The 18,092-nt window shown below is 64.9% G+C and carries 13 protein-coding genes; 2 read left to right on the top strand and 11 right to left on the bottom strand.

Annotated features, from left to right (window positions below; genetic code table 11):
* Nucleotides 1-231: helix-turn-helix domain-containing protein (locus YWC_RS32315; protein ID WP_156923834.1), on the bottom strand; the 231-nt coding region annotated here is incomplete at its 3' end.
* 133 nt (nt 232-364) lie between these two features.
* On the opposite strand from YWC_RS32315, the gene YWC_RS0123730 reads away from it, so the two are divergent.
* Both YWC_RS0123730 and YWC_RS0123720 read left to right on the top strand, forming a co-directional pair.
* The gene (locus tag YWC_RS0123730) at nt 365-1,249 is read left to right on the top strand and encodes a hypothetical protein (RefSeq protein WP_156923862.1); all 885 of its coding nucleotides are present in this window, start codon (nt 365-367) and stop codon (nt 1,247-1,249) included.
* A 1,026-nt stretch (nt 1,250-2,275) separates the two neighbouring features.
* Entirely contained in the window at nt 2,276-3,052 is a 777-nt protein-coding gene (locus YWC_RS0123720; RefSeq protein WP_084416556.1) for a class I SAM-dependent methyltransferase, read from the top strand.
* Nucleotides 3,053-3,118: 66 nt separating this feature from the next.
* Here the strand turns inward: YWC_RS0123720 and YWC_RS0123715 are convergent, their stop codons facing one another.
* The 10 genes from YWC_RS0123715 to YWC_RS0123670 form a co-directional block, all read right to left on the bottom strand.
* Nucleotides 3,119-5,041 (bottom strand): sialate O-acetylesterase, encoded by a 1,923-nt coding sequence (locus YWC_RS0123715; RefSeq protein ID WP_036215705.1) that lies wholly within the window; start codon nt 5,039-5,041, stop codon nt 3,119-3,121.
* A gap of 15 nt (nt 5,042-5,056) precedes the next feature.
* Nucleotides 5,057-7,318, bottom strand: coding sequence for a glycoside hydrolase family 3 C-terminal domain-containing protein (locus YWC_RS0123710; protein WP_027867612.1), 2,262 nt, complete (start codon nt 7,316-7,318; stop codon nt 5,057-5,059).
* 68 nt (nt 7,319-7,386) lie between these two features.
* Nucleotides 7,387-8,976: a glycoside hydrolase family 43 protein gene (locus tag YWC_RS0123705; protein WP_084416555.1), complete on the bottom strand. Its 1,590-nt coding sequence runs from the start codon at nt 8,974-8,976 to the stop codon at nt 7,387-7,389.
* Between the two features lie 119 nt (nt 8,977-9,095).
* The gene (locus tag YWC_RS0123700) at nt 9,096-11,315 is read right to left on the bottom strand and encodes an NADP-dependent malic enzyme (protein ID WP_027867610.1); all 2,220 of its coding nucleotides are present in this window, start codon (nt 11,313-11,315) and stop codon (nt 9,096-9,098) included.
* A gap of 118 nt (nt 11,316-11,433) precedes the next feature.
* Nucleotides 11,434-12,375 (bottom strand): LysR family transcriptional regulator, encoded by a 942-nt coding sequence (locus tag YWC_RS0123695; protein WP_027867609.1) that lies wholly within the window; start codon nt 12,373-12,375, stop codon nt 11,434-11,436.
* A 55-nt stretch (nt 12,376-12,430) separates the two neighbouring features.
* Nucleotides 12,431-13,390 (bottom strand): glycoside hydrolase family 43 protein, encoded by a 960-nt coding sequence (locus tag YWC_RS0123690; RefSeq protein ID WP_051306704.1) that lies wholly within the window; start codon nt 13,388-13,390, stop codon nt 12,431-12,433.
* 29 nt (nt 13,391-13,419) lie between these two features.
* Nucleotides 13,420-14,397 (bottom strand): galactofuranose ABC transporter, permease protein YjfF, encoded by a 978-nt coding sequence (gene yjfF, locus YWC_RS0123685; protein WP_027867607.1) that lies wholly within the window; start codon nt 14,395-14,397, stop codon nt 13,420-13,422.
* Nucleotides 14,394-15,458, bottom strand: a complete 1,065-nt coding sequence (locus YWC_RS0123680; RefSeq protein WP_051306703.1) for an ABC transporter permease — start codon at nt 15,456-15,458, stop codon at nt 14,394-14,396. Before YWC_RS0123680 ends, yjfF begins: the two co-directional genes overlap by 4 nt.
* Entirely contained in the window at nt 15,455-16,978 is a 1,524-nt protein-coding gene (locus YWC_RS0123675; RefSeq protein WP_027867605.1) for a sugar ABC transporter ATP-binding protein, read from the bottom strand. The genes YWC_RS0123680 and YWC_RS0123675 overlap by 4 nt, the downstream gene beginning before the upstream one ends.
* A 7-nt stretch (nt 16,979-16,985) precedes the next feature.
* Complete coding sequence (locus YWC_RS0123670) at nt 16,986-17,948, bottom strand: ABC transporter substrate-binding protein (RefSeq protein ID WP_027867604.1); 963 nt, start codon at nt 17,946-17,948, stop codon at nt 16,986-16,988.
* Between the last annotated feature and the right edge of the window lie 144 nt (nt 17,949-18,092).

Below are 18,092 nucleotides of genomic sequence, written 5' to 3'. Positions count from 1 at the left end.
GGTGTGCAGCTTCGGTACGCGGCGCGGTGCAATGCGACGGGCGCCGCTCTGCAAATGGGCAAGGTTGGCGTCGTAAGCACCCACACCGGGCGCACGGCGAAGTTCGCGGCTGATCGAACTAGGGGCACGGCCAAGGCGTTTAGCAATGGCTCGGATACTGCACTGGTCGTCCAGCATGGTCATCAAGACGGCCCGCTCCTGTGTCGTCAGATGGGTGTAGTTTTTCGGCATGGCAGCACCTTACAGCAAAGGGTGTTGCACTTGGTTTTAGAGGCTGCCAGCTTTACTTGCCACCTATTGTATTGGCGCTTTTGCTCAGCAGCCAACTGATGCGCCTGTATGGTGCGCTGCTGAAACAGAGCGAATGAACAAGAGCAGCACTGACTATCAGAAAGTGGTAAACGAGCAGACACAAGGCACCGGGGAGTCCCCTCCGCCCGCGGCCTGTCTGGGAGGTAAGCTTCAGTGGGAAACAAAAGAACTTTCCCTAGACATCCCACAGTTCAGATCTAAAGTTCAGAAATGGTCTACGAAGATTCCAGAAATGAAGATGGAGACCAGAACCTACACCGTTCCGCGCGAAGAGATCAAGTGCGAGAACCGTACCGTAGGCTGGAGACCGGTCTTTAGATGTAGCGGAGGGCTGATTCCATCCTGCTCTACAAAAATGGAGGCAATCGTTACGCGGGTCTGCTGGCCTGAAGTACACCGCAAAGAAATCAAGATGGGAGTCCCGACCGTCACAATGAAAAACAAGGAAATAAGCATGTCGATCCCGGAAATGCTTATGACGAGAAAAGACTTTAGCTTCAAGTATCCTAAGTTTTATGCTGGAGAAGGTTGCATCGGTGGCTCCTGCCAACAGGTCTGTGAAGACATCACTCAGCGAAGGATTGATGAGCAGCAGGCTACTCTTGATCAAGCGACACAGCCCGCTGCGCGCGAGATGGCGGAGGCAACAAATGCAAACTTCACTTGCTTAGCGTCCAACATGCAACTTCAGCGAAAGCAGCTTGCCGACTCTTACGAAAGTTGGATTAATGTAGCAACTCAGACTTTGGAGGCAATGCTTAAAGAGGGTCTAACCGAAGCAGCAGCAGAGCAGTCAAAAGCTGTCACCCAAATGAAGGCCGAGCGCGACATTGCACTCAAGAACTTTGATGCAGAGATACAAAAAATGGCAACTGAGCAGAAGCTAGCAGCAGAACACCTATCGTCACTCGGGGAGCGCGCGCCAGAGCGCCCCTAATCGCTTGGTGGGTGATGAGAATCATTGATTATAGGATCTAAAATTCTCGGTCACCCACCTGCCTCCGTCCTTCTTAGCCCTCACACGGATGGCGATGAAGCGCATCGGGTAGAGATCAGCTGCAGTTTTAATTTCCGCTCGAGCATCGTCTGCCCAGAAACCTTTCACTTCAAGCATCTCCAATGCCCCGTCGGAAAGCATCACTAAAGTACGCCAAGCATTTCTGTCGCCGCTTCGTTACCAAGAACGGCGCGGACTTGCTCGACGAAATTCAGGCCTTGATGAGCGGCTTTGGGAGTAAGTTCACGATAAATTTTGGATGACTAATTAGCTTATTGATCCATTTAGGTAGCGCGCGGTCGACCTCTGCGTCCAGGTGCCCAACAATTCGTTCCGCTTCCGCCAACTTCCACGCAAGCGTTCCATGAGCTTCGATATCAATGGTTGCGCGACGTAACATGCCACGAAGAAGCCACTCTCTTGCAGCCGGGTAAGACGCTTGGGCTACTTCTTTATAGTCGTTTAGTGCGTTGGCACAATGGCCGCAAACGCATTCTCTCAGTGACCGAAATCGGAGAGTTTGATATTTCCTTAGACAGATCTTGCAAGTAGCCATTAAGTGCACAAACCTAGAGATGAAGGTCCATCGCTTGTTCTTTTCAACATGGATATGTGCGTTCTTGGCTGAATGCGGCCGTCGACCTCAGCATAGCAGGTAGCCAGGACAAAAAAATCGCAGACTGTCACGAACGACTACATTCGACCCGGAGCAGCTCCTCAAGATCCACGTTATTTCAGCCGGTAAATTCAGCATGACCGGTCGCAACCGGTAAACCCTCTCCAACTCGCGAACAGCGTCGAAGACAGTCAATTCGATCCGCGGCACCCGCTCAGTCAACGCGACATAAGCAGGATAGTCCGCTGTAACGAACGCGCGTCCGCAGCCAAGGCCACTACACTGATCCTGTCCATTCACGGCAAGCCTGGTGACGTCATCGCAGGCAGCGCCTCATTACGGAACCAATCATGCTCCGCATTCCCTTGCGCAACTGCCGCAGCTTGCACACCCACCGTACGCTTCCCATCCTGCTGGCTTGCCTGTCGGCTCTAACGCCGCTGTCATCCGCGAGTAGCGATGCTGCGGTACAGGCAGCGGGCGCCGATAGCCGCTATGAACGCGTCGCACGGAGCCCGGATGGCATCGGCAAGCGCTACATGGGCCGCGAGATCGCCGGCGTGATGGGATGGGAGGGCGCCCAATGGCTCGAGCGCGAAAGTCGGGCGCGCGAGGAGCGGCCGGAATTGCTTCTGCGAGAACTGGCGCTGGCGCCGGGCATGACGGTGGCCGACATCGGCGCCGGCACCGGCTACTACACCTGGCAGCTTGCGAAACAGCTTGGGCCCGGCGGGCGCGTCTATGCAGTCGACGTCCAGCCGGAAATGATTCGCATGCTCGACAGCCAAATGGCAAAGCGCGGCGTGCGCAATGTGGTCTCGGTGCTAGGCAGCGAAACCGCTGTCAAACTGCCCCCGGCCAGCGTCGACCTGGCGATCATGGTCGATGTCTATCACGAGCTCGCTTATCCTTCCGAGGTCCTCGACAGCATTGTCGAGGCTCTGAAGCCGGGCGGGCGGGTCGTCTTCGTCGAATATCGGGCCGAGGATCCGTCAGTCGCGATCAAGCCGCTGCATAAGATGAGCGAGCGGCAGGTCCGGCGTGAAGCCACTGCGCATGGTTTGAAGTGGGAACGCAGCATCACATCGCTGCCGATTCAGCATGCGATTGTGTTTCGGAAGCCCTGAGCACAGATCTTCTTGCGAGATCGATGGTTGATGGCGAACTTCTTCAGTTCGCCACAGGAGGCGTCCTCAGCGTTTAACATCCATCTCGAAGGGCAGCGCCGGCAGGCCGGACTTGCTGTCGTAGAGCGTACAGGTCGGCGCGTCGCCCCAGCAATAGCGGATTTTCTTCGCATCGGCGGCTGCGGGCAGCACGATCCGGGTACCTGCGACACGGGCTTCGGTCCAGCGGCAACCGCCATCCGTGCAGACCTCGAAACCGATCGGGCCCGCAGCGCCATAAGCGACCAGCGCCCCTTCGACCCCATCGAAATCGACTGCCACCCCGTCTCCCTGCGCGCTCGCCGACTTCACCATCGGCCCATTGACGCTGCCCGGCTGGCCATACAGCTTGACCCCGAACGCGCGCGCCAGCCGCTCGCCGACGCCCTGCTTGTTGGCGGGATGGATGTCGGTCGGATCGCCCAGGTCGATCGCCGTGGCCAGCACCGCGTTCGTATCGGCCAGCACGGCGCGGCGCTGCTCCTCGCGCAACTGCGCCCAGCCCGATTCGACCGGCTGCGCCGGACGGCCGCCGAAGTTCGCCAGCTGGACCACGCCGAAGGCCATGCCATTGCCGAACTGGCGGCGCCAGTCCTTGAACAGGCGCGCCAGCAGGCCCTGGTAAGGCGAGCCGACGTTGCTCTCGCCCTGGTACCAGAGCGCCCCCTTGAAGGGGAAGCGGCCCAGCGGCGCAATCATGCCGTTCGAGAGCACGCTGACCCCGGCCATCGCATCCCAGGGCGCGCGCGGCGGATAGCGGTTTGCGCTCGGCGGCATCTGCCAGCGCCAGCCCATCAAGGGCAGCACGCTGCCGTCGGCCAGGCGCAGCTGGCGCGGTTGGTCGCCGTACATGCCCCCGTAGCTCCACAGGTCGAGCACGTTCAGCACGATCGTATTGTCGCCTGCCTTGAGCGTACCGGCGGCCAGCGGGTAGGCGCGCGCAGTGCCGGCGCCCGCCGTGAAGCCGACCGGCTTGCCGTTCACCCAGGTGGTGTCCACCTCGTCGATCAGGCCGAGTTCGAGCGTCGCGGCCTGCGCCGCCTGCGCCGGCGTCAAGCTCGCGCTGGCGCCGTACCAGATGCTGCCGTCATACCCGGACAGCTCCGGCACGCCCCAGTTTTCCCAGTTCTTCGCAACATCCGGCGCAGCCTTCCACGCCGCCAGGTCCGCCGCAGAGGAAGTCCATGGCCGCCCCGGGCCGCCGGAAGCCTGCCACCAGGCTTCGACCTCCTTGCCGAAGGCGATGCTGGCCTTGGCCGGGTCCTTCGCGTACAGCGCCAGCAGCTCCTGCTGGCGCGCATAGTCCGGCAGCGAGGCCGCCGGCGAGAGCCAGGCCGTCAGGTTCGAGCCGCCCAGCGAGGCATGCACCAGGCCGACCGGCAGCTTGATCTTGCGCTGCAGTTCCTTGCCGAAGAAGTAGCAGGTGGCCGACCAGTCGGCGACGGTCTGCGGCGATGCCGCCTGCCACGCGACCGGCTTGGCCAGCTGCGCGAGGGGCGCCGGCTGCGGATCGACGGCGACCGTCGCCATGCGCAGGTCCGGATTGGACGAGGTGCCGATCACCGTGTCCGCATTCAGGGCGCGGTTGACGGTGAGCTGCATGTTCGACTGGCCCGAGCACAGGAAGACGTCGCCGGTAACCACGTCGCCCAGATTCACCCGCTGGCCGCTGCTGCTCCCGACTGCCAGGGTATCGCTGCGTCCCGCGGGCAGGCTCGGCAAGGTGACAGAGAAGCGTCCGGCGGCGTCGGCGGTGGTCTTCCAGCTACCGCCGAAGCCGCTCACGGTGATGTGCTCGCGGGCGCCGGCGCGACCCGATACGACTGCACCCTGGCGCGGCAGCACCATGTGGTCCTGGAACAGGCTGTCCAGTTGCAGGCGCGGCGCTTCCGCGGCCAGGGCTGGCGCCGCTTGCGCCAGCAAGGCGGCGGAGATGATGAGTTGTCGCATGCGTCTCCCCTGGTGTCAGCGTGCGCGGCCGCGTGCGTCCAGCGTGCTGGCAGGCAGGTCGACCGTTACGGCGGTGGCGTTGGCGGCGGAGGCGTCTTCGGCCAGGACCAGCTTGATCTTGCCTTTCGGACGACGCCAGGTACGCGACTTCTCGTCGAACATGGCCAGCAGGCGCGGCTCCACCGCAACCTCGACTTCCTTGGTCTCGCCCGGCTGCAGGGCGACCTTGCTCCAGGCGGCCAGGCGCTTCGGCGCCTCCCACTTGGTCGCGAGCGGCGACGCGTACACCTGCGGCACGTCCTTGCCGGCCACGTTGCCGGTGTTGGTCACTTTGAAACGCACGTGCAGGCGGCCATCCTTGACCTGGCCGGACAGGCCGGAGTAGGCGAAGGTGGTGTAGGACAGGCCGTGCCCGAACGGGAATAGCGGCTTGTGGCCCTTCAGGTCGAACCACTTGTAGCCGACCGCCGCGCCTTCGTGGTAGTCGACGGCGAACTGCAGCTCGGGGTTCTTCGGATCGCCATCCAGTTTCGGGCGCGGCAGTTGCTGCTCGGATTGCGGGAAGGTGGCCGGCAGGTGGCCGGACGGGTTGACCGCGCCGAACAGCACGTTGGCGATCGCCTCGCCGCCGCTGGTGCCCGGATACCAGGCTTCGAGCACGGCCGGGACGCGCGCCAGCCAGGGCATGGTGACCGGTCCGCCGGTCTGCAGCACGACAACGGTGCGCGCGTTGGCGCCCGCCACCGACGTGATCAGTTCTTCCTGGCCGTCCGGCAGCGCGAGCGTCTGGGCATCGTTGGCCTCGCCGATCCACTGGTTGGCAAAGACCAGGGCGACGTCGGCCCCTGCGGCCACGCGCGCGGCGCGGGCCGGGTCGCGGCCGTCGTCGAACACCACTTTCGCATTCGGGGCCTGGGCCTGGATCGCGCGCAGCGGCGAGGACGGGTAGTACACCACCGGCCCCGGCCAGGTGGCGGGCAACAAGCCCTTGACCGCGATGCCGCCCACCGGGTACACCTGGGACGAGCCGCCGCCCGAGAGCACGCCGGCATCCGCATGCCCGCCGATCACGGCTATGCTGCGTACGGTTTTCGCAAGCGGCAGGATGCGGCCTTCGTTCTTGAGCAGAACCATGCCCTCTTCCGCCGTCTGGCGGCTGACCGCGCCGTTGGCGGCGAAGTCGATCGCGCCGCCCGGCTTGAGCGGGTTGTCGACCACGCCCTTGGCGAACATGGTGCGCACGATGCGGGTGACCATGTCGTCCAGGCGCTTCTGCGGCACCGCCCCTGTCTTGACGGCTTCTACGAGCGCGCCGCCGAAGTACGGGGACTTGTCGAATTCCTGGCCGGACTGCTGGTCCAGGCCGCTGTTGGCGGCGGCCACGGTACTGTGGGTGGCGCCCCAGTCGGACATGACATAACCCTTGAAACCCCAGTCGCGCTTGAGCACCTCGCTCAGTAGCCATGGATGTTCGCAGGTATAGGGTCCGTTGAGGCGGTTGTAGGCGCACATCACCGACCCGGCGTCGGACTGCTCCAGCGCCAGCTCCATCGCCAGCAGGTCGGACATGCGCAGCGCCGCCTTGTCGATGCGCGCATCGAGCTCGTTGCGGCCGGTTTCCTGGTCGTTCAGCACGAAGTGCTTGAGCGTGGAGATGATCCTGTTCGACTCAACGCCCTTGATCGCCTGCCCGGCCATGACGCCTGCCAGCAGCGGGTCTTCGCCCATGTACTCGAAGTTGCGGCCGTTGCGCGGCTCGCGCTGCAGGTTCACGCCGCCGGCCAGCATGACGTTGAAGCCGGAAGCGCGCGCCTCCGAGCCGATCATGGCGCCGCCGGCGTAGGCCACCTTCGGGTCCCAGGTCGAGGCCGTGGTCAGGCCGGAGGGCAAGGCGGTGCGCCCGCGCACGTTGGGGCCGGACTGCGAGGCTACGCCCTGGGCCGCATCGGTCTCGAACAGCGCGGGCAAGCCCAGGCGCGGCGTACCCGGGATGTAGCCGGCCGATTGCGGCAGCGCGTCCGGGTGCTTCTTGCTCTTGCCGAAATCGTGGCCGAAATAGCCGAACACCCAGCGCAGCTTCTCCTGCTGGGTCATGGCCTGCACCGCCAACCGGGCGCGCTGGTCGGCGTCGAGCGAGGCATCCAGCCAGGGCTTCTGGGCCGGCTCGGCCGGCTCGGGCGCGGCGAAGGCGCCGGCGGTGAACAGCGGGAAGGCGGCGGCAATGGCCGCGACCAGGGCCGTGCGCGCCGCGGCGGCGGCGTGGTTCTTGCGATGCATGATGTCTCCTGATTGATTTCTTGTTGTGTGCTGCCGCCGCCGGCGCGTCGGCCGGCGGCTTGATGTTGTTACTTCTTGCCGTCGGCCGGCCGGTAGTCGAACCAGTCGAAATCGGCCGGCGGCATGGGGGCGCCGTCGGCGCTGTTTGCCACCATCCCGAGCACCACGCCGGTGAAGCCGCCCGCGTCCTCGGAGCTGAGCGGCGCGGTCGGGGCGCTGCCGAAGTCCGCGACTTCGCGGCCGCCGATGCGGTAGCCGAACACGTAACGCTCCGGGGTGGCGCGCACGCTCAGCTCGACCTTGCCCGCGGCGAGAGGCACTTCGCGCACCACGGTGCTCACGCCCTTGACCCGGGTGACGAGCCGGATCACGCGGCCCTTGCCGGTTCCGGCAACCAGCAGCTGGTAGTGGTTGTCCTCGTTCATGCGCAGCGCCAGCCCGGCCTGCTGGCCTTTGGCGCGCGGCGTGAAGTCGAGCAGCGTCGAGGCTTGCAGGTCCAGGTGCGCCTGGCGCTTGCCCACGAAAGCCGGGGTGCCAATATCCGACAGCGACAGCTCCCTGCCCTTCAGGCGCAAGAAGCCCGGCCGCTCGGACAGCGACCACAGGTCCTGGGCCGGCCCGCGCAGGAAGATCCACTCGCCGCCCAGCTTGTGCGCGCCGAACTCGTCACGCACCGCGGGCGCCGGCCACGGATGCGGCGCGGGCAAGCCCGCTGCTTCCACCTTCTCGAGCAGCGGCGCGCCGCCATTGATCTTGAGCCAGCCATCCTGGGTCCATTCCACCGGCGCGAGCAGAGTTTCGCGGCCCAGGTGGTGCTTGTGCTTCAGGTGGCGCACGCCGAGCATGACCATGAACCACTTGCCCTCCGGCGTCTGCACCAGGTCGGCGTGGCCGAGCGCCTGCAGCAGCAGGTCCGGGCGATCGCGGTGGGTCAGAATCGGATTGTCCGGCGCGCCTTCGAAAGGTCCCCAGGGCAGGCGCGAGCGCGCCAGGATGACCACGTGGCCATACGAGGTGCCGCCTTCGGCATGCAGCAGGTAGTACCAGCCGTTGATCTTGTACAGGTGCGGCCCTTCGGGCCAGACGCCTCCGGTGCCGTTCCAGATGCGGCGCGGCTTGCCCTTCAGCTGGCCGGTGGCGACGTCGATCTCGACCTGGCCGATGCCGCCGCGTTCGCCGCCGTCCTGGTAAGTGAGGTAGACCTTGCCGTCGTCGTCGAAGAACAGCGAGGGATCGATCCCCTGCACGTCCTTGATCCAGACCGGCTCCGACCAGGGGCCGGCCGGATTGGTGGCGTGGACGATGAAGTTGCCGCCGCCCGCCACGTTGGTGGTGATCATGTAGAAGTGGCCGTTCCCGCAGCGCAGGGTCGGGGCGAAGATGCCCTCCGAACTTTTCTGGCCCGCGAGCGGGAGCTGGCTCGGGCGGTCGAGCGCGTGGCCGGCCAAGCGCCAGTTGACCAGGTCCTTGCTGTGGTAGATCGGCACCCCGGGGAAGTACTCGAAGGTGCTGGTGGCGACGTAGTAATCCTCGCCATCCCGGCAGATGCTGGGGTCGGGGTTGAATCCCGGGATGACCGGGTTCCTGTATTCGCCTGCCGCGGCGGTGATTGCGCAGGACAGGCCGATGGCCGCCCACGCTGCGAGACCGAAACGCATCCGAGTTCCTTTCGTGCACGTAATGTTAGCGCAACCAGTATAGGTTACAAAATGGTTACGAGCAACGAAAAGAAGGTGGAGAACACGCGCTGGAGAACCCGGCGCGTGGATTGCAGGGTTTAGCGCACCGCTGCGACCGCGAGCGCGGTCATGTTGACGACCCGGCGCACGGTCGCGCTCGGGCTGAGGATATGGACAGGCTTGGCCGCGCCCAGCAGGATCGGGCCGACGGTGACGCCCTTGCCTGCCGCGACCTTCAGGACGTTGAACAAGATGTTGGCGGCGTCCAGCGAGGGCATCACCAGGAGGTTGGCGCTGCCCGCAAAGCCACCGGCGCCCTCGCCTGCCGGCTGGTACATGCGCCGGATCTCTTCGGACAGCGCGGCGTCGCCGTGCACCTCGCCGATCAGCGCCAGTTCCGGCGCGCTGGTCGCCAGCAGTTCGCGCGCTTCGCGCATCTTGCGCGCCGAGGGACGCTCCGAGGAACCGAAGATCGAGTGCGACAGCAGCGCGGCCTTGGGCTCCAGCCCGAAGTGACGCAGTTCGGTGGCGGCCAGGCGCGTGATGTCCGCCAGTTCCTGCGCCGACGGGTTGTCGTTGACGTAGGTGTCAGTGATGAACAGGGTCATCTTGTCCAGCACCAGGGCGTTCATCGCGGCCAGCACGCCCGTGCCTGGCGCGGTGCCGATCACGTCGCGCACATGGGTCAGGTGGCTGTCGTAGCTGCCCGCCATGCCGCAAATGAGCGCATCGACCTGGCCCGACTGCAGCAGGCGCGTGCCCTGCAAAGTGGCGTCGCCGCTGCCGTCGGGTTCGGCCAGCTCGTAATCCACGCCGCGCGTCAGGCGCAGGCCGGACTGCTTGACCGCCTGCTCGACCGCTTGCGCTTCGCCGATCAGCACCGGCTTGGCCAGGCCGTCGTCGACCACGGTTTGCACCGCGCGCAGCACGCGCTGGTCGGTGCCTTCGGCATAGGCGACGCGGCGCGGGCTGGCCTTGGCCTTGGCGAACACCGGCTTCATGAAGAAACCGGTGTGGTAGATCATCTCGCCCAGGCGCGCGCGGTAGGCGTCCATGTCGGCGATCGGGCGCGCGGCGACGCCGGAGCTTGCTGCGGCTGCTGCCACTGCTGGGGCGATCGCCGCCATCAGGCGCGGATCGAAAGGCTTCGGGATGATGTAGTCGGGACCGAAGCTCAGGTCCTGGCCGGCATAGGCTTCGGCGACAGTGTCGTTGGCTTCGGCCTCGGCCAGCTGGGCGATCGCGCCCACGCAGGCGAGCTTCATCTCGTCGGTGATGCGGGTGGCGCCGCAGTCCAGCGCGCCGCGGAAGATGTAGGGGAAACAGAGGACGTTGTTGACCTGGTTCGGGTAGTCGGAGCGGCCGGTGGCGATGATGCAATCGGGGCGCGCGGCCTTGGCCACTTCCGGGCGGATTTCCGGTTCCGGATTGGCCAGGGCCAGGATCACCGGCTTGTCGGCCATGGTCTTGACCATCTCTGCGGTCAAGACGCCGGCGGTCGAGCAGCCCAGGAACACGTCGGCGTCCTTGACGATGTCGCCCAGCGTGCGCGCTTCTGTGTCTTGGGCATAGCGCGCCTTGTTGGCTTCCATGTTGGCTTCGCGCCCCTGCCAGATCACGCCCTTCGAGTCGGTAACGAAGATGTTTTCCTGCTTCACGCCCAGGCTCACCATCATGTCGAGGCAGGCGATCGCCGCCGCGCCGGCGCCGGACGCCACCAGCTTGACCGCGCCGATGTCCTTGCCCACCACCTTCAGGGCATTGAGCAGGGCCGCGCTCGAGATGATGGCGGTGCCGTGCTGATCGTCGTGGAAGACCGGGATGTTCATGCGCTCGCGCAGCTTCTTCTCGATGTAGAAGCACTCGGGCGCCTTGATGTCCTCGAGGTTGATGCCGCCGACGGTCGGCTCGAGCATGGCGATGGCGTCGACCAGTTTATCGGGATCGTTCTCCGCCAGCTCCAGGTCGAACACGTCGACGCCGGCGAATTTCTTGAACAGGCAGCCCTTGCCCTCCATGACCGGTTTCGAGGCCAGCGGGCCGATGTTGCCCAGGCCGAGCACCGCGGTGCCGTTGGTAATGACGGCCACCAGGTTGGCGCGCGAAGTGTAGTCGGCGGCGGTGCTGGGGTCGGCGGCGATCTCTTCGCAGGCATAGGCCACGCCCGGCGAATAGGCCAGCGACAGGTCGCGCTGGTTCGACAGCGGCTTGGTGGCCACCACCTCGATCTTGCCGCGCACGGGGTTGCGGTGGTATTCCAGCGCGTCGGTGCGCAGTTGGCTGTCGACGTTTGCGCCGAGGCTGCTCTCAGTGCTCATGGGTTCCTCTTTCTTGATATGTCGGAAGGCAGGTATGCGTAAAACGCATAGCATACTGCACCGTACGGATGCCCGTGGCACCGCACCCCAAACGCGCACGAGATTGCGCCGTCCGGGGCTAGTAGATCTCGGACGCCGCCAGCCTCACCTGCTTGAGCAGCAGGTCAGCGCCCGGCGACAGCAGGTGGTCCTGCTGGCGGATGATGCCGAAGGCGTCCATCTTGCAGGGCAGCTCGATCGGCAGGATGCGCATCACGTTCAGCGACGCGTAGTACTGCGCCACTTCCTGCGGCATCACGTGCAGCGAATCGGTCTGCTGCAGCAGCGTGGTGATGAGCAGCAGCGCGGTGGTGTCGACCACGTTCACGGGGGGCTGCAGGCCGGCGCGGCGGAACATCATGTCGAAGCGGTGGCGCAGGATGCTGCCGGGTGGCGGCAGGATCCAGGGCTGGTCGGCGATGTCTTCCAGGCGCAGGTCCCTGGCTTCGAGCAGCGCATGGCCGGGACGCACCACGGCGCAGGCGGGTTCCTCGGTCAGCTCCTCGTACACCAGGCCGCTCGAGTCTTCCTTCTCCAGGATGCGGCCGATCATGAAGTCGAGCGTGCCGCGCTGGAGCTTGTCGAGCAGGACGTTGCTGGGCTCGAGATGCACGCCGATGCGCAGCAAGGGCGCCTGCTCCTTGATGCGCGCGATCGCGCGCGGCAGCAGCGCCATCGCCGGCGACATGATGACGCCCACTTCCACCTGCCCGGACAGGCCGGCCTTCAGGGCGACCAGGTCGTCGTGCGCCAGCGCCAGGCTGGTGAGCGCCATGCGTGCGTGGCGGATCATGGTCTCGCCGTAGATGGTCGGTTCCATCCCGCGCGGGAGGCGCTCGAACAGGCGCACCTCCAGCATCTCTTCCAAGTCCTTGATCTGCTTGGACGCCGCCGGCTGCGTCATGTGGAGTTCCTCGGCCGCGCGGTGGATGTTGCGGTAGTCGTCCAGCGCGATCAGGAGCAGCAGCTGGCGCGTCTTGAGGCGCGCCTTCAGAAACCAGTTGGGGTTCGTCGTATCCATCAGGAAATCATATCATTTGTGATATCGATCCAATGGAAATACTGCTCGGTGGCTATCACTTGCATCCGGGCGACGGGTTGGCGGCCGGGCCTTCCGCCGTTTGCGCCACTGGCAGCATCTTGCCGTCCGGGCCGTAGTGCAGTTCTTCCACCGCAACCGAGCGGCGGTATTCGCCGCCGGTCGGCAGCTTGCCGTTGTGGTAGAAGATGTAGGACTTGCCATTGAATTCGACGATGGCCTGGTGGATCGTGTTGACGTTGCTGTTCTTCTCCATGATCACCCCACCCCAGGTCCAGGGGCCGGTAGCCGTCGGGCCGCTCATGACCACGGTCTGTTCCGGGAACTTCTGCGAATACGAGAGGTAATAGGTGCCCTTGCGCTTGTGCAGGTAGGCCGCCTCCACGAAGTTGTCCAGGCCCACGGTGTGGATCGGACCGTCGATCTCGATCATATTGGGCTTGAGCTTCGCGTACTTCATCACCGTGTTGCCCCAGTACAGATAGGCCTGGCCGTCGTCGTCGACGAACACGGCGGGGTCGATGTCGTCCCAGGGGATCGGGGTTTCCTTGGTCATGTCGTTGGTGACCAGGGCGGTGCCGCGGGCGTCCACGAAGGGCCCGGTCGGGCTGTCGGAGACGGCGACCCCGATCGCCTTGCTCTTGAGCGCGGCGTGGTCCACGGTCGAGTAGAAGTAGTACTTGCCATTGCGCTTGACGATGTCGGAAGCCCAGGCGTCGCGCCCGGCCCACTTGAAGGTGCTGTAGCGCAGCGGCGAGCCATGATCGGTCCACTTCTTCATGTCGCAGCTGGAGTAGACGCGCCACTCGTTCATCACGTATTCCTTGCCGCCGACCGGCGCCTCGTCCTTGCCGACGTAGACGTAGACGCGGCCCTTGTCGACCAGCGCGGCCGGGTCGGCGGTGAAGATGTCCTTCACGATGGGATTCGAAGCCACGGCCAGGGGCGCGGCCAATGCAGCGGCCAGTCCGGCCACGAGTACGGACATCTTATTCATCACGTCTCCTTATATATCGCTTATATTTATTAGCTTTGCTTCTGACGGAAGCCCATCAGGCGTTGGACCACGCAGAACACGAACAGCAGCGCGCCGATGACGATCTTGGTCCACCAGGAGCTGAGGGTGCCGTCGAAGGCGATCAGGGTCTGGATGGTGCCGAGCACCAGCACGCCCGACAGCGCGCCGAGGACGTAGCCGTAGCCGCCGGTCAGCAGGGTGCCGCCGATGACCACCGCCGCGATGGCATCCAGCTCGGTGCCCTGCGCATGCAGGCCATACCCGGACAGCATGTAGAACGAGAACAGCAGGCCGCCCAGCGCCGCGCAGAAGCCGCTGAAGGCATACACCGCTACCTTGGTGCGGCCCACGGCCAGTCCCATCATCGCGGCCGACTGCTCGTTGCCGCCGATGGCGTACACCGCGCGCCCGAAGGACGAGTAGTGCGCCATCCACACCGCCAGCAGCAGCATGGCGATCGCGATCAGCGCGCCAGGGGACAGGAAGCCGCCCAGGAAGGGCAGCTGGGTCTGCGACATGGCCACGAACAGCGGATCCTCGATGGTGATCGACTCGATGCTGATCAGGTAGCACAGGCCGCGCGCCAGGAACATGCCGGCCAGGGTGACGATGAAGGGCTGCAGGCGGAACACATGGATGATGGCGCCCATCGCCCCACCGAATGCCGCGCCACCCAGCAGCACGATGGCGATCACCGCCAGCGGCGGCCAATGCGCCACCTGCAGCAGCCAGGCCGCCACCATGGTGCCCAGGGCCAGCACCGCGCCCACCGAGAGATCGATGCCGCCCGAGAGGATCACGACGCCCATGCCGATCGCCAGCACCAGCAGGAAGGTGTTGTCGATCAGCAGATTGAGCATCACCTGCAGCGACAGAAAGCCCTCATAGGCCTGGCCGCCGGCCAGCAGCATGGCCGCCAGCAGGACCACGGTCGCGGCCGAGGTGAACCAGGGCGCGCTCGATACGCGCGTGGTCAATGCGTTCATGCCGCCCTCCTCTTCCACAGGCTCTTGAACTGGTCGGACTGGGAGATGCAGACCAGGAACACCACGCTTGCTTTCACGACCATGTTGACCTCGGGCGGGACGCCCAGCGAATAGATGGTGTAGGTGAGCGTCTGGATGATCAGCGCCCCGATGATGCTGCCCATCAGCGAGAACTTGCCGCCGGCGAGCGATGTGCCGCCCAGCGTGACTGCCAGGATGGCGTCCAGCTCCAGCATCAGGCCGGCGTTGTTGGCGTCCGCGCTCTTCACGTTGGAACTGATCATCAGCCCGGCCATGCCGGCGCAGGCCGCGCTGAACACGTAGACGAAGACGACCAGGGCCGCGGTGCGGATGCCGGCCAGGCGCGCCGCCACCGGATTGATGCCGACCGCCTGGATGAACAGGCCCAGCGCCGTGTGCCGCAGCAGCAGGCTGGTAGCGGCAAAGACCGCGATCACCACGAACAAGGCGAACGGCAGCCCGAGCAAGTAGCCGCTACCCAGGAAGAAGAAGGGCTGGTAGTAGACGGTAACGATCTGGCCGTCGGTGAGCAGCTGAGCCAGGCCGCGCCCGGCCACCATCAGGATCAGGGTCGCGACGATCGGCTGCAGGCCCAGGCCCGCCACCAGGGCGCCGTTCCACAAGCCACACAGCACGGCGGCGCCCATGGCTGCCAGCAGGGCCAGTCCCATCGGCGTCTGCGCCACGTACTCGGGCACGCCGTTGTTGATCACCATGGTGCCGCCGATGAGCATCGAGGCCACGGTGCCGGACAGGGCCACCACCGCCCCCACCGAGATGTCGATGCCGCGCGTGGCGATCACCAGGGTCATGCCGATCGCGGCCAGCATCAAGGGAGCGGCGCGGTTGACGATGTCGACCAGGCTGCCGTACAGGTGGCCGTCCTTGATCTCGAGGTGGAAGAAGCCCGGAATCAGGAGGAAGTCGATCAGGAGCAGCAAGGCCAGCGCCGCCAGGGGGCGGAACAGCGCATGCTGGAACACCGAGGGTTTTACGGCCTGCGCGGGCGCCAGCACGGTTTCCTTGACAGCGACGTTCATGCGCTGCCCTCCCCGGCGATCACGTGCAGCACCGAACTGTCGTCCAGCTCACCGCGGCCGTACTCGCCGCAGGCCTTGCGGTCGCGCATGACGACGATGCGGTCGCTCACGCGCAGCACCTCGGGCAGCTCGGACGAAATGAACAGAATCGACATGCCCTTGCGGCACAGGGTGGTAACGTAATCCATGATTTCCTGCTTGGCGCGCACGTCGATGCCGCGCGTCGGTTCGTCGAGGATCATCAGCTTCGGCTCGGTGGCCAGCCAGCGGGCCAGCAGGACCTTCTGCTGGTTGCCGCCGGAGAGCGTGCCGATCGGCGTTTCGATGCTCGCCGTCTTGATCCCCAGTTGTTTCACATAGTGGGCCGCCAGTTCCTGCTGGCGGCGCATCGGAATCGCGCGCAGCAGTCCCTGGCGCGCCTGCAGCGCCAGGATCAGGTTCTCGCGCACCGACAGGGCCAGGATCGCGCCCTCGTGCTTGCGGTCTTCCGAGCAGAAGCCGATGCCCTGTTGAATGGCGTCGCGCGGCGTGGAGAACACGCGGCTGCGGCCATCGATCTCGATCGCGCCGCCGTCGGCCTTGTCGGCCCCGAACAGCAGGCGCGCGGTCTCGGTGCGGCCGGAACCGAGCAGGCCGGCCAGGCCGAGCAATTCTCCCTTGCGGATCTCGAGGTCGATCGGATTGAGCACGCCCTTGCGCGCCAGCGCCTTGGTGCGCAGGAAGGTCTCGGTGGCTTCGCCGGCTGCGGCGCACGCACTGCCGGTTTCTTCTTGCGCCTCGGCCGGTGCGCCGATCATCTTGTTGACCAGGGCCAGGCGCGACAGCTCGCTGCACAGGTACTCGCCTTCGCGCTCGCCGTTGCGCATCACGGTGATGCGGTCGGAGATCGCGTAGGTCTGGTCGAGGAAGTGGGTGACGAACAGGATCGCCATGCCCTGATCGCGCAAGCCGCGCAGCACCGAGAACAGCAGCTGGACTTCGTTCTCGTCCAGGCTGGAGGTGGGTTCATCGAGGATCAGGACCTTGCTCGAAATGTTCAGCGCCCGCGCGATCGCGACCATCTGCTGGATGGCGAGCGGATAGCTCGACAGGGGCTGGGAGACGTCGACATCGATCTGCAGGCGTTTTAATAGTTCGGCAGCCTGGCGGCGCATGCCGCGCCAATCGATCATGCCGAAGCGGCGCGGATAGCGTCCAATGAAGATGTTTTCCGCGACCGACAGGTTCGGGCACAGGTTCACTTCCTGGTAGACCGTGCTGATGCCGAGCTGCTGGGCGTCCTGAGTGGACGTCGGCGCGATCGTCAGGCCATCCAGTTGGATGCTGCCGCGCTCGGGCTGGTAGACGCCGGTGAGGACCTTGATGAGGGTCGACTTGCCGGCGCCGTTCTGGCCCATCAGCGTGTGGACTTCGCCGGGGAACAGGCGCAGGCCCGCGTCCGACAGCGCCTTCACGCCCGGGAATTGCTTGTGGATGCCGGTCACTTCCAGGACCGGCGCCACGGTGGTCGAGGCGAGCATGGCCGCCTCAGTATTTACGGTTCGGGAATTCCTTGGCCGCGACTTCAGCTGGGAACACACCCTCGTTCACGGTAATCCGCTTCGGCACCGGCTTGCCCGCCTTGACCATCTGGGCGGTCTGGATCAGCTGCGGGCCGAGCAGCGGGTTGCACTCGACGGTGACGTTGAGCTTACCCTGCAACATGGCTTCGAACGCGCCGCGCACGCCGTCGATCGACACCACCAGGATGTCCTTGCCCGGCTTCAGGCCCGCTTCCTCAATGGCCTGGATCGCGCCGATCGCCATGTCGTCGTTGTGCGCATAGAGCACGTTGATGTTCTTGCGGTCGGACTTGAGGAAGGCTTCCATCACTTCCTTGCCCTTGGCGCGGGTGAAGTCGCCGGTCTGCGAGCGGATGATCTTCAGCTTCGGATGGTCCTTGATGACTTCCGCGAAGCCGGCCTTGCGGTCGATCGCCGGCGCCGAGCCGACGGTGCCCTGCAGCTCGACGATGTTGTAGCTGCGGTTCGGGTTCTTCTTCTGGTGCTCGACCAGCCAGCGCGCGGCGCGGCGGCCCTCTTCCACGAAGTCGGAACCGATGAAGCTCACGTACAGCGAGGGATCGCTCACCTTGACGGCGCGGTCGGTGAGGATGACCGGGATCTTGGCGGCCTTGGCTTCGCGCAGCACGGTGTCCCAGCCGCTTTCCACGACCGGCGAGAAGGCGATCACGTCGACGCGCTGGGCGATGAAGGAGCGGATCGCCTTCACCTGGTTTTCCTGGCGCTGCTGGGCGTCGGCGAACTTGAGGTTGACGCCGGCCGCCTTGGCGGCGCTCTTGATCGAGGCGGTGTTGGCGGTGCGCCATTCGCTTTCGGCGCCGACCTGGGAGAAGCCGATGGTGAGGGGTTTGGCGGCGTAGGCCGGCATCGCGAGGGCGACAGCGCAGGCGGCGGCGCTACCCAGGAGGGTTCTGCGGGTGAGGGTCATTACCTTAGTCTCCGGTATTGTTGTTTCGCAATCGTAAGACAAAGTGTGATGCTGATCCAATCATATTTGTGCTTGAGTAGATACCGGATTCGATATCACTACCTTCGAACCATTCGTTCCTTGCATGCAAGATGCATCAAAACG

It is taken from the genome of Massilia alkalitolerans DSM 17462 (assembly GCF_000427785.1).
In the GTDB taxonomy this organism is placed as follows: domain Bacteria; phylum Pseudomonadota; class Gammaproteobacteria; order Burkholderiales; family Burkholderiaceae_D; genus Telluria; species Telluria alkalitolerans.
Note: the sequence above shows the minus strand (reverse complement) of the source record. Positions and strands in the feature narration are given on the sequence as shown.